General features: G+C 37.8%; 8 protein-coding genes, 9 tRNA genes and 1 rRNA gene. 1 reads left to right on the top strand and 17 read right to left on the bottom strand.

The window, feature by feature from the left end:
* Positions 1–343: 343 nt before the first annotated feature.
* Positions 344–1,510 carry an aKG-HExxH-type peptide beta-hydroxylase gene (locus ACTWQB_RS16130; protein WP_443140197.1) on the top strand — a complete coding sequence of 389 codons (1,167 nt, stop codon included), beginning with the start codon at positions 344–346 and terminating at the stop codon, positions 1,508–1,510.
* A 1,016-nt stretch (positions 1,511–2,526) separates the two neighbouring features.
* Here the strand turns inward: ACTWQB_RS16130 and glmS are convergent.
* The 17 genes from glmS to rrf form a co-directional block, all read right to left on the bottom strand.
* Positions 2,527–4,329 carry a glutamine--fructose-6-phosphate transaminase (isomerizing) gene (gene glmS, locus ACTWQB_RS16125; protein ID WP_443140196.1) on the bottom strand — a complete coding sequence of 601 codons (1,803 nt, stop codon included), beginning with the start codon at positions 4,327–4,329 and terminating at the stop codon, positions 2,527–2,529.
* Positions 4,330–4,750: 421 nt separating this feature from the next.
* The gene (glmM, locus tag ACTWQB_RS16120; RefSeq protein WP_443140195.1) at positions 4,751–6,094 is read right to left on the bottom strand and encodes a phosphoglucosamine mutase; all 1,344 of its coding nucleotides are present in this window, start codon (positions 6,092–6,094) and stop codon (positions 4,751–4,753) included.
* A gap of 41 nt (positions 6,095–6,135) precedes the next feature.
* Positions 6,136–7,374, bottom strand: coding sequence for a CdaR family protein (locus ACTWQB_RS16115; protein WP_443140194.1), 1,239 nt, complete (start codon positions 7,372–7,374; stop codon positions 6,136–6,138).
* Positions 7,358–8,182, bottom strand: coding sequence for a diadenylate cyclase CdaA (cdaA, locus tag ACTWQB_RS16110; RefSeq protein ID WP_443140198.1), 825 nt, complete (start codon positions 8,180–8,182; stop codon positions 7,358–7,360). The genes ACTWQB_RS16115 and cdaA overlap by 17 nt, the downstream gene beginning before the upstream one ends.
* A gap of 120 nt (positions 8,183–8,302) precedes the next feature.
* A complete protein-coding gene (locus ACTWQB_RS16105; RefSeq protein ID WP_443140193.1) occupies positions 8,303–8,947 on the bottom strand; it encodes a hypothetical protein in 645 nt (214 codons plus the stop codon).
* 6 nt (positions 8,948–8,953) lie between these two features.
* Positions 8,954–9,526, bottom strand: a complete 573-nt coding sequence (gene sigW, locus ACTWQB_RS16100) for an RNA polymerase sigma factor SigW (RefSeq protein WP_443140192.1) — start codon at positions 9,524–9,526, stop codon at positions 8,954–8,956.
* Between the two features lie 200 nt (positions 9,527–9,726).
* Positions 9,727–10,629, bottom strand: coding sequence for an arginase (rocF, locus tag ACTWQB_RS16095; protein ID WP_443140191.1), 903 nt, complete (start codon positions 10,627–10,629; stop codon positions 9,727–9,729).
* Positions 10,630–11,063: 434 nt separating this feature from the next.
* Positions 11,064–11,139 (bottom strand) — tRNA-Ala (locus ACTWQB_RS16090).
* A gap of 18 nt (positions 11,140–11,157) precedes the next feature.
* Positions 11,158–11,233: transfer RNA gene (locus ACTWQB_RS16085), tRNA-Lys, on the bottom strand.
* 216 nt (positions 11,234–11,449) lie between these two features.
* Positions 11,450–11,524: transfer RNA gene (locus ACTWQB_RS16080), tRNA-Gln, on the bottom strand.
* 13 nt (positions 11,525–11,537) lie between these two features.
* Positions 11,538–11,622: transfer RNA gene (locus ACTWQB_RS16075), tRNA-Tyr, on the bottom strand.
* A 10-nt stretch (positions 11,623–11,632) separates the two neighbouring features.
* A tRNA-Thr gene (locus ACTWQB_RS16070) sits at positions 11,633–11,709 on the bottom strand.
* A gap of 16 nt (positions 11,710–11,725) precedes the next feature.
* Positions 11,726–11,801: transfer RNA gene (locus ACTWQB_RS16065), tRNA-Val, on the bottom strand.
* A gap of 12 nt (positions 11,802–11,813) precedes the next feature.
* A tRNA-Glu gene (locus ACTWQB_RS16060) sits at positions 11,814–11,888 on the bottom strand.
* Positions 11,889–11,936: 48 nt separating this feature from the next.
* Positions 11,937–12,009 (bottom strand) — tRNA-Thr (locus ACTWQB_RS16055).
* Positions 12,010–12,018: 9 nt separating this feature from the next.
* Positions 12,019–12,093, bottom strand: a tRNA-Asn gene (locus ACTWQB_RS16050).
* Between the two features lie 97 nt (positions 12,094–12,190).
* Positions 12,191–12,306: ribosomal RNA gene (gene rrf / locus ACTWQB_RS16045) — 5S ribosomal RNA — on the bottom strand.
* Between the last annotated feature and the right edge of the window lie 7 nt (positions 12,307–12,313).

Here is a 12,313-nt window from a genome sequence, read left to right as displayed (position 1 = left end):
TTTTGATTTCTTAAAAGTTTGATACAATTAACTTCAGACATTGCCAGCATTCCTTTCAACCTCCACTGTGATTTGATTAGACACCAATAACAGTAGAGTTATTTGATTGGGCTGGCAAGTCTTTTTTATTGCAACGTTGTGTACTTTTTCGTTGCAAAACTATGTATTTTTATTTTGCACTATACAAACTAACAAGAAATTATTTTTTAATTGGGAATAAATAAAACAATTGCTTTTCATAAAATAAAATTCAATTGTATTCTTAGGAGGGATTACTATTACTAAAACTAAAACACATAATCTAGACTTTAATAAACTAGTAACACCAAACATAGAAGAAAGTATGGCTCTTAAAAACTTAGTTTCCAATTCATATCAAAGCTCGTTTTTAGCAATACTTATTCAAATGAAAAGAATACCAGAGATTAATTATAAAGAAGTAAATCAACTAGAGTATTTATTTAAGTTATTAAGTAAAATCCCTATAGAGAAATCTAAAGATCTCTTTTATTGGCCAATTTCAATTTATGCATTTCGAAGTGGATATAAGTGGTTTTCCTTGGGGAAATATGACAAAGCTATAGATTATTTTAGTTATGCATTTAAGTCGATAATTATCTACCCACTTTATTCAAATGGGGTAGACTTTAAAATAGACTTTACCCCTAAGCCTTCCGGGGATTGGGATTTAAATGGATTAGGGGGAACTATAGGTATTTCAGGGGGATTTTCTTCAATAAATCATAACCGTTTTACTTTAACTCCTGAAATATTAGAGGAGATTATTTGCAATAAGAACCCCTTTTATGAGTTTTATGAAAATGGAACTATTGCTAAATCTGATATATTGATAAAAGATAAAAATATTTTACTTATTAGCTTATTAAATGAAAAGTTACAAACGGGAGAATTCAGTGATTCGGATTTCACTAATGTGATCACCTCGACTAATCAAAAACTGTTAGAGCAACTTGCTAATGCCTCTGACTTAACAAATTATATATGGGATGAAGGGTTTAAAGAGATAAATATTTTCACAAAGACAATTGTTCCTTATTATACGACAGTACATCAAGCCCTTGCATTTTCTGTTGATTCCTGTTTGGGATGCCAATTTACTTCTCCTGTATTTAACATGGATTTAATATTTGCAGAACAAATTTTACATGAAAATTGTCACAACAAACTTTCTTCTATTATGGTCGTTAGTGCTTTATTAGAAGATAAACCCCAAAACAATATGGAAGTATACCATCACCCATGGCGACCTGACCCACGACCTATTATAGGTGTTTTACATGCTACTTATGTTAATATAATTGTAGCTGAATTTTATAAAAAAGCTGAGCAACGTTTAAGTGGTGAAAGTAAACTAAAAGCAGAAGAAAGATTGACCACTTTAATTCGTGAAATACCTCTTGCTCTCGAAGAATTGGATAAAAACGCATATTTTACTAATAGCGGACAAAAATTGTTTGAAGCAATGGTTAGAGCTTTTAGTAAGATTTAGCTAATCTTTTTCTCGACTGGGCTAAAATAAATAGTATTCTAAAATTAGAAACTTATAATAAATATGCACTGCCAATATTTGCCACATCTATTTATAAACGAAAGCTCGAAGATCTAACTGAAGTACTTGAGTTGTGGAAAACGAGTTATTATGATATGCATCGTTACCCCAATTAACAGCTCCTTCCTTAAGTTAGTCAAAACGTTCGCTTAGGAATTTTTTGCAAAACATTTGACCGAAAATGAATTGTATAATCTTATTCAATTTTTTGCAAAAAGTAAGCATGATTTTGATGTCAGCTAGTTAATTAGAGCCCCTGCGGAGATAAAACCAGTTATTACTTGGTAGTTCACTTAATGTTTAACTAGCCATTATATGATTCCTGCAGTAAGAAGCGGTTCAAGGAATATTAAAATAACAAATAAAAATCCATCTTTCTTCTGTAAGAATATAATAGAAGAAAGATGGATTCTTATTTTTGTAACGTTTCCCACGGTTATCATAAACCCATCCTATAACCTTAGGAAAGATTATTATATATATCACTCATGAGTTTTGATAATGGCCTTTTATAAAATTCGTCTTCTTCCATGTAACTACCAAAAAGGATCCTTTTCATTTCACTTTCACTAAGGTTTAAACCCTCAAATTCTTCACTTAACTGCTCTATCTTCAAATCAGGGTAAATTAAGTTCTTAATAAATATTTCTTGAACTATATCTTTGTGTATTTCATACTGTGATTCTAACATTAAAATTTTTATGTTTTTTGAAAAAATAAAGGATTTGAAACTAAAAAAAGGTGAAAAAGCAGTGGTTTAACTTAATTAAGGTATCTAACGATGCAAAAAAACAAAGACACTTGGAAATATTTACAAGTGTCTTTGTTTTTAATTACAGCTTTTTACCCAATTGTACATAATGCTGAATTACAGCCTGATTGTCAATGTAACAACCTGAATGTTAATGTAGCAACCTGATTGTAAATCAACACACTCAGCTTCTAATTTTCTTCTATTATTCCACTGTTACCGACTTTGCCAGGTTCCTCGGCTTATCGACGTCACAGTCACGGTGAAGGGCTGCGTAGTAAGAGATTAATTGTAATGGTAGTACGGAAACTAATGGTGTAAATAGGTTATGAACGGTCGGAATGACGAATGCGTCGCCTTCACGATCTAATCCTTCTAAACTAATGATGCAGTCATTTGCACCACGTGTTACAACTTCTTGCACGTTGCTTCGGATTGAGCTGTTCACGTGTTCTTGTGTTGCCAAAGCAATCACAGGTGTACCGTCTTCGATTAGTGCGATAGTACCATGTTTAAGCTCTCCACCTGCAAATCCTTCAGCTTGAATATATGAAATTTCTTTTAGTTTTAAGGCACCTTCTAATCCAACATGGTAATCTAATCCACGTCCGATGAAGAAGCAATTACGTGTTGTCGATAGGTAATCGCGAGCGATTTGATCGAAGACTTCTTTCTGGTCACATAGAGCCTCCATGGCACTTGAAACGATTCCTAGTTCTTTCATTGGATCAAAATCTAATGTTAAGCCTTTAGCACGTGCTGTATCAACAGCTAAAATCGCTAATACGGCCATTTGTGCTGTGTAAGCTTTCGTTGATGCAACGGCAATCTCAGGTCCTGCATGCAGATGCATCGTATAGTCTGCTTCACGAGAAAGGGTTGACCCCGGCACGTTTGTGATTGTAAGTGCTGGGTGTCCTAATTTATTAGTTTCCACTAATACTGAGCGTAAGTCTGCTGTTTCCCCACTTTGTGAAATGAACACAAATAATGGCTTTTCAGATAATAGTGGGAAGTTGTATGAGAATTCACTTGCTACGTGTACTTCCGTTGGTACTTCTGCAATTTTCTCTAGAAATTCTTTTCCGATTAAGCCAGCATGATAGCTTGTGCCCGCTGCGATAATATACACACGATCACATTCGCTCATCGCTTTACGAATATCTTCATCTAGCTTAATATCGTCATTTTCATCCTGATATTCTTGAATGATTTTACGCATGACGAACGGCTGCTCATCGATTTCTTTTAACATGAAGTGAGGGTACGTACCTTTTTCAATGTCGCTTGCATCGATTTCTGCTGTGAATGGTTCACGTTCAACTGTTGTGCCATCTAACTTCTGAAGTTCTACGCTGTCTTGTTTAACAATGACTACTTCTTCATCCATTAGTTCAACGAATTGATCGGTGACCTGTAGCATCGCCATTGAGTCACTAGCGACAACGTTAAAGTCTTCACCTAAACCAACTAATAATGGGCTTTTGTTTTTCGCAACATACACTTCATCAGGATTTTCTGAATCTAATACCGCTAAAGCATACGAACCATGTAAAAGACTTACGGTTTTACGGAATGCTTCAAGCGTAGTACCTAGTTCTTGAGCAAACTTCTCCACTAATTGAACAATAACCTCAGTGTCTGTCTCACTGACAAAGTTTACACCTTCTAGATATTCACTTTTAAGTTCTTGGTAGTTTTCAATCACTCCATTGTGAACTAAAGTGAATCTGCCAGATGTACTTTGGTGAGGGTGAGCGTTCGTCTCGCTTGGCTCACCATGAGTTGCCCAACGTGTATGACCGATTCCAGTTGACGCTTGAACGTTTTCATCCACAGCATCACGTAAGGTTGCAATACGTCCTTTTACTTTAAAGACGTTCAAATCTTGATCTGAACGCACCGCAATACCTGCTGAGTCGTAGCCACGGTATTCTAACTTTTCAAGTCCTTTTAAAAGAATTTCCTTTGCGTCTTCGTTACCAATATATCCTACAATTCCACACATGTCGTGTTACCTCCTATGGAAAGAGGCAAACAAATTCCTGATGTCAGGGGCATTCGTTTGCCCCTTTCTCGTATTCTGTATTTTTGGGTCATCTTGTTTTAGTTGGTTGTGCATAGAGTTGCCTCTATGTTTTCAACTAGAACACACAGCTGAGATGACGTGCAGCTGGAAGGCACCCGCCGATCATTCGATGAAACCTTCTCCTCGTCAACTATTTCTAGTTAAACCGTCCATAGAAATAGTCCTGGCGCTTTAGTATTAAGTTTTACGACTACGCTCCTTTCCATTCCCGAATCGCGTGCTTTTTAAACAGCACAACTCATATTTTACTTTAAACTCAAACAATTGGTCAATTACAATTTATTAACAAAAAAAGCATAGGGCACTATAACACCCTATGCCTCTTCTATATTTATGCAACTTACATTCCTAATTGTTCCTCTATGACTGCTACAACTTGATTGACATACTTGTCACAGTCATCCTTCGTTGGTGCTTCCACCATCACACGAACAAGAGGCTCTGTACCTGATGGACGTACAAGGACACGACCTTTGTCCCCTAATTCTTGCTCGACACGATTAATTTCTTCTTTTACCTTTTCGTTATCCGTTACAGTATGTTTATCTGTTACACGAACGTTTTTAAGCTCTTGTGGGAATTTTGTCATTCCTTCTGCTAATTCAGACAGTGGTTTACCCGTTTCTTGCATAACATTAACGAGTTGTAAGGCAGATAACATACCATCACCCGTTGTATTATGTTCTAAGAAAATAATGTGTCCTGACTGCTCACCACCTAAGTTATAACCGTTCTTACGCATCTCTTCCATCACGTAACGGTCTCCAACTTTTGTTTTAGCAGTTGAAATCCCTAATTCATCAAAAGCACGATATAGTCCGATGTTACTCATGACCGTGGTTACGACTGTGTCTTGTTTTAAGCGGCCTTGACTCTTGTAAAAACTACCGCAAATGTACATGATTTTATCTCCATCCACGATATTTCCTTTTTCATCAACCGCAATAAGGCGGTCCCCATCACCATCAAAAGCTAAACCAAGGTCTGCACCTTGTTCAATTACGGTCTCACGTAACTTTTCAGGATTTGTAGAGCCATAACCATCGTTAATATTTAAACCGTCTGGTGAAGCACCAATAGCCATAATATCCGCTTCAAGATCCGCAAATAAATGGGATGCTAATGGTGATGTCGCCCCATGCGCACAGTCTAATACAATTTTGACACCATCAAAGTCTTGATCAACTGTCTGTTTTAAGTGTTGTAAGTATTTTTGGCCGCCTTCATAGTAATCCATGACTTGGCCAATGTCGCCACCGACTGGTCGTGGCAGTACATCTTCACCGTCTAATAATGCTTCAATTTCATCCTCTTGAGCGTCTAATAGTTTAAACCCATCTGAGCCAAAGAATTTAATCCCATTATCCTCAACTGGATTATGTGAGGCTGAAATCATGACACCTGCTTGAGCACCAGAAGCTTTTGTTAAGTAAGCCACACCTGGTGTTGAGATTACACCTAAACGCATTACTTCAACTCCAACGGATAGAATCCCTGCAATTAAAGCACCCTCTAGCATTTCCCCAGATATACGAGTGTCTCGACCAACTAGAATTCTTGGCTTTTCTGTTGAATCTTTTGTTAAAACATAACCGCCAAAACGGCCAAGTTTATAAGCTAATTCTGGTGTTAAGTCTTTGTTGGCGACGCCTCGAACACCGTCTGTACCGAAATATTTACCCATATCTTTTCGCTCCTTTTTACTCTCACGTTTTCTTTATCGATTTATTCTATACGGACTCTGACCCGTTCTATGTCTGTTCTATAGCGTATACCATCTGGTGTATCAATCTCTATGTTTTTATAAACTTCACCTTCAATGGTTTCGGAAACATCAATCCAAATACGTATGTCTTCTTCTTGTAGTTCTTCTAAGTCAGATTCTTTGCCGATAAACGTGACATCAATAACAGGTTCCTCAGGATCAATAAATGTTATGTCCCTACCCTCTGTTAAATTTTCGACTTCTATATCTAGGTCTGTTATTTCTCTTTCTTGAGCTTCTTCGACGACAACTTCAACTGATACAGCCTCTGGTTCAACCTTTCTTACACCAGGTGGCGTATCAAGCTCATGCTCATACGTCATCGATTCACTAATTTCTGTTAAATCTATCATAATTGGTTCAATTCGGTCAATATCACTTAACGTCTCTGCAGGACCGTACATGGTGGCAGTAACCGGTGTTACATTAATTCCCTCTAGGACTAGTTCATCACTCAATTCACCGGTTGTCTCAGTTTCTAAAGGCAAACGCTTGTCCGATATTGAGACATCAGCCTCTATATTAACTGTTGATGGATTAATAAATACATTTAATTCATTTCCTTGCGGATCGTATACCTTAACAGGAATGTTCCGTGCATTTCCATCTTCAGTTAAGTCGTTAAAGTCAACAATCGCTTTTACAATACCAATTTTATCAATTTCGGATTTAGGGCCTGTTATTTCAACCTCTTCTGGACTGATTGTTGGCGATGATGCAAACACCTCAGAAAGCTCTGTACCATTTCTACCTACAAATTCTAACTCCACAGGTCGTGTAACACTTGAGCGTTCTTCAATCGTCACTTCAATAGTCTGAGGTTGTATAAATACATTTAATTGACTCGACATCCCTTGGTGTTGCACGTCAACTTCATGCGTCCCTGGTTCCAATCCGTTTAAATTAATAAATATATCAAAGTTACGTTGTCTAACTGCTTGTGTTACCACGCTAACAGGGCCTTCTATGGAAACCTCAACAGTATCAGGTACTCCACGGACAACATAACGTTCTTCTTCTAGGTCAACTTGCAGTGGTACGTTCTCCATTGTTTCCATTTCAGTCGTACCTTGAGGGAATAGAAAAGGGTCATCTGACCTTGAAGTGTTCTCATCAAGGTTAACAGTAAGAAATAAAAACAATGCTAGAAATAGTGAGACAATCCGTGTGAACCATGGGCTTTTAATCCACTTTTCCATTCATCTTCCCCCTCCAGTTCCACGACTTACTAGTCTCCTGAGCTGCATGCAACTCCTTCGTTAACATCTTTCTTAGATCATCCTCTTCTAATTTTCGGTGTAATTCTCCGTTTTTAGTCGCCGATATCATACCGGTTTCTTCGGACACAACAATGGTAAGGGCATCGGTTACTTCACTAACCCCCATGGCTGCACGGTGACGTGTTCCTAATTCTTTTGAAATAAATGGACTTTCACTTAATGGTAAATAGCAAGCAGCAGCGACAATTTCATCTTCTTTAATAATCACAGCTCCATCATGTAACGGAGCATTCGGCATAAATATATTCGTCAGTAACTCGCTCGTCAATTTACCATTCACATTAATACCCGTCTCTACGTATTCACTCATCCCTGTCTCACGTTCAATTGTAATGAGTGCACCTATACGGCGTTTACTCATATATTTACAAGAACTAATAATAGCATCAATCGTTTCATTAATGGCTTTCTCTTGTGAGTGAGAGTGACGCGAGAAGAGACTACCACGCCCAAGTTGTTCCAAAGCACGACGAATTTCAGGTTGGAATAGGATAATGACAGCGAGGAAACCCCAATCAATGGCTTGGCGGACTAACCATTGAACTGTTGTTAATCCCAATATAGAACTGAAAAACCATATAGCGATGACAACAAAAATCCCTTTTAATAGCTGTACGGCTTTCGTTCCACGTATTAACGTAAATAATTTATATATAACGAACCATACGACGGCAATGTCCAGTACGATTCCGAGCACTTGTAATAGGTCAAAGTCTTCCCACACTATGCCACACACCCTTAAGACTATATTTCTTTCCAATACTACATTATATTCCACTATAATTATAGCATAAATTGTTTTCTCTATAATGGCAAAAATAAAACGTCTAGCATGATCTGCTAAACGTTATGGGGTAACAAATGATAGAAAGTTTTTGAACTCATTTTCAGCGCGATGATACATCCAAGCAAAATATTGATCGATTTCTACAACTTTTCCTTCCACATGATGCGTCCAATTAGCCACTCGATAATCGTAATGAGCGCCAGTCTCGATGATTTGACTATTTACTAGAGTTAAATTTCCTTTAATTTTACCTTCTAGCACAACTTCTGCATTTCGAACAATAAAATCTCCCTCAATTACTTGACCTTCTGGGATAATAACACGATCACCTTCCGTAATTACCCCTTCATGCTTAGATAAGGACAATTGTTGATTGGAATGGAAACTACTCATTGTTGAAGTGAACAGCATCACAAAGAACACAACTGCTGCTGAAATGAGTGGATGTTCTTTAACCGTTTTTGAGACTTTCTTTACTTTTGAATCCTTTGGTAGTTGGTTTAATATATTCTGTTTTAAATTTTTAGGGGCTTCTACCTCTTGTAGCTCAGATAACTGCTGATCTACTTTCTTTAATTCTTGATAGTGCCCCTGACATTCTTTACATTCCATTAAATGCTTTTTTAAGCAATTCTCTTCATCATGAGATAATTCATGAATCAATAATCGATGTAACTCTTCCTCGAAAATGTGGTTACACGCCATCTTCAATCAGCTCCTAATGGTCTTAACAAGACTTTTTCTTAAAGCCTCTCTCCCTCTATGAAGGTGGGTCTTAACAGTTCCCACAGGTAAATCTAAAGTCTCCGCTATCTCTTCTAACGATAAATCCCTAACATATTTTAGCACAATCACAGCCCGATACTTAGAAGGCAATTCTAAAATCGCCTGTTGAATGGTATTATTCAACTCTTGATCTTGAACACTTTCTTCAGGTGTTGGACCTTCTTGAATAATTTGATCGACATATGTGCTATTATAATCATCACTAATAGGTTGATCTAGTATATGTAAAGGTTTTTTCTTTCTCATCCAATCAATGCTTAAATTAGTCGCAATCCGATATAACCAAGGTGCGAATTTGTTTTTCTGTTTAAATGATTGGATACTTGTATAAGCTCTAACAAACGTCTCTTGAGTCATTTCTTGTGCATCATGATGGTTCCCCAGCATACGATAACAATGTTGGTATATGCCATGCTGGTAATGTTCAATGATCTCACCAAAAGCTTCATGGTTACCTTTTTTAACTTGTTTAATTAACTGAGCAAGTCTAAAATCCATATTTGTCCCCCGCATTTAAATGCGGTCATGCATTAATACGACTCAACCTATATAAGGTTTCATTTTTTTATAAAACTTTTAAGCATGACCGACTTACCCTTCCATTATACCTAAAATTTACAAAAATAAAATTTGAATTCAAGATAATTTATTCAATAGAAAAAGCTGAAACGCTTAACATTAACGTTTCAGCTTTAAATCTATAAATATTTTTCACCAAACAGTGCTGCTAACATATCTACGGCTACTTCTGCCGTTTTATTTTGATTATCTAATAGCGGGTTCACTTCCACGACTTCAGCTGATGTTAACAATTTTGACTCGTGTAGCAACTGCATCGCACATCGAGTCTCCCGATAAGACGGGCCCCCTTCAACTGGAGTCCCGGTACCAGGTGTATGAGCAGGGTCTATACCATCCACATCAAAGCTTAAATGAACACCATCTGTTCGTTCTTCTAGATATTGAATCGCTTTTTTCATGACATAATCCATACCAAGTTTTTCGATATCATGCATTGTATAAACTTTAATGCCATGTTCTTGAATAATCTCTTTTTCTCCCTCATCAATAGACCGCGCTCCAATAATAACGACATTCTTAGGATTAACCTTAGGTGCTGTACCGTTCATATTGATTAGTCGATCATGTCCAATCCCAATGCTAGCAGCTAATGACATGCCATGGATATTTCCAGAAGGAGAGATATTACCTGTGTTCAAATCAGGATGAGCATCGAACCAAATCACACCCATATTCTTATAATAACTATGTAAACCAGCAATCGTACCAATCGCAACACTATGATCTCCACCTAGAATTAGTGGAAAATTACCCTTACTTTTAATTTCTTTAACTTTATTAGCGATAGTTTCATTTCCACTTGCGACTTCTTCTAAGTTTTTTAACTTTGTTTCAGGATCTATTTGATCAGTACCTTTCATAGGCACCGACACATTACCATAATCATTTAACTTTAAGTCTAAATTTAATAACCTGTTAATCAGTCCAGCATGACGTAACGAATCTGGACCTAAATCCACTCCCATATTAGGCTGAGCAATTGTTATTGGAGCACCGATTATTCCTAATGTTTGATTCATGACTATTACCCCCTTGTATCTGAAACAATTTTATCCATAAGTATAGGATGGTTCAACTGGGCAAAATCATGAATAAATATGCAAATTTGAAAGCGATTACAAGCTTGACATGGTGGGGTTAATAATAAATATAAGTTGTAGGTGGTTGTTCTTTTTAAAAATGTTGGGCAGGTGCATGTCGAAAATTGTAGTTTTCCCCATATATTTTAATTTTTCCCCATATAATTTATATTTTCCTCATAAATTAAAATTTTTCCCCATATATTAAAAAAATTCCCCATAAAACAGGATTTTTCCCCATAAATTTATTAGGGGCCCTGATGAAAAGCTCAACTAATAGTAATTGATGAGAAGCTCAACTAATAGTAATTAAAATCTCACAATAAAAAAAGCTGCTCCCCGATATTGGCAGGAAACAACTTTGGTAACTGATATGGTGGAGCCTAGCGGGATCGAACCGCTGACCTCCTGCGTGCAAAGCAGGCGCTCTCCCAGCTGAGCTAAGGCCCCTTCAGTTAAGTTATGTAATGGTGAGCCATGGAGGATTCGAACCTCCGACCCTCTGATTAAAAGTCAGATGCTCTACCAACTGAGCTAATGGCTCCTAAAATGAATTTGTTCTATTTATAAAAATGTTAAGTCAGATGCTCGTTGCGTTGCAAGTTATCTCGGCGACGCTTACGCTCCTCGGAGAAACCTACATTGAAGTTTCTCAATGAAGTTTACGGTTTTGCTCTACCAACTGAGCTAATGGCTCTAATAATAATTATTCCTACATATTCTAAACTTCTACATGAATTTTATCCATAAAAAAATAAAATGGCTGGGCCACCAGGATTCGAACCTGGGCATCACGAGACCAAAACCCGTTGCCTTACCGCTTGGCTATGGCCCAATCATTTTAAAAATGGTGGAGGGGGAGAGATTCGAACTCCCGAACCCTGAGGGAGCGGATTTACAGTCCGCCGCGTTTAGCCACTTCGCTACCCCTCCAAATGACTGGTGGTGCCGGCCGAGGGACTCGAACCCCCAACCTACTGATTACAAGTCAGTTGCTCTGCCAGATTGAGCTAGGCCGGCAATGATTAAATTTAAGTGGTGGAGGATGGCGGGCTCGAACCACCGACCCCTTGCTTGTAAGGCAAGTGCTCTCCCAGCTGAGCTAATCCTCCATATTAATTAAGTGGTGACCCGTACGGGATTCGAACCCGTGTTACCGCCGTGAAAGGGCGGTGTCTTAACCACTTGACCAACGGGCCAAACTAAGAAGTTTATCATCTATTGAAAAAGTTTATGTTCTTTGCCAAAGCTTCCTACCGGGCTTGAACCGGTGACCTCAGCCTTACCATGGCTGCGCTCTACCGACTGAGCTAAGGAAGCGCATAAAAATGGCTCCAGCGGCAGGATTCGAACCTGCGACCGATCGGTTAACAGCCGATTGCTCTACCACTGAGCTACGCTGGAATCTTAATAAATGTCATCATTATTATGGTTAATATGTATTCTACCATAATTTATTGAGATAAAAAAATTAAAATAAGTTAATATTTTAATTAAAATTGCCCGGCAGCGTCCTACTCTCACAGGGGAAACACCCCAATTACCATCGGCGCTAGAGAGCTTAACTTCTGTGTTCGGCATGGGAACAGGTGTGACCTCTCTGCTATCGCCACCGGACTATGTA

The organism is Piscibacillus sp. B03 (assembly GCF_052246295.1).
Classification (GTDB): domain Bacteria; phylum Bacillota; class Bacilli; order Bacillales; family Alkalibacillaceae; genus Piscibacillus.
The sequence above is the reverse complement of the archived record's forward strand: the minus strand, read 5'-3'. Positions and strand labels throughout refer to the sequence as shown.

Coding starts and splice junctions, on each gene's coding strand:
- ACTWQB_RS16130 (WP_443140197.1), top strand. CDS start 344: ATGGCTCTTAAAAACTTAGTTTCCAATTCATATCAAAGCTCGTTTTTA.
- glmS (WP_443140196.1), bottom strand. CDS start 4,329: ATGTGTGGAATTGTAGGATATATTGGTAACGAAGACGCAAAGGAAATT.
- glmM (WP_443140195.1), bottom strand. CDS start 6,094: ATGGGTAAATATTTCGGTACAGACGGTGTTCGAGGCGTCGCCAACAAA.
- ACTWQB_RS16115 (WP_443140194.1), bottom strand. CDS start 7,374: ATGGAAAAGTGGATTAAAAGCCCATGGTTCACACGGATTGTCTCACTA.
- ACTWQB_RS16105 (WP_443140193.1), bottom strand. CDS start 8,947: ATGGCGTGTAACCACATTTTCGAGGAAGAGTTACATCGATTATTGATT.
- sigW (WP_443140192.1), bottom strand. CDS start 9,526: ATGGATTTTAGACTTGCTCAGTTAATTAAACAAGTTAAAAAAGGTAAC.
- rocF (WP_443140191.1), bottom strand. CDS start 10,629: ATGAATCAAACATTAGGAATAATCGGTGCTCCAATAACAATTGCTCAG.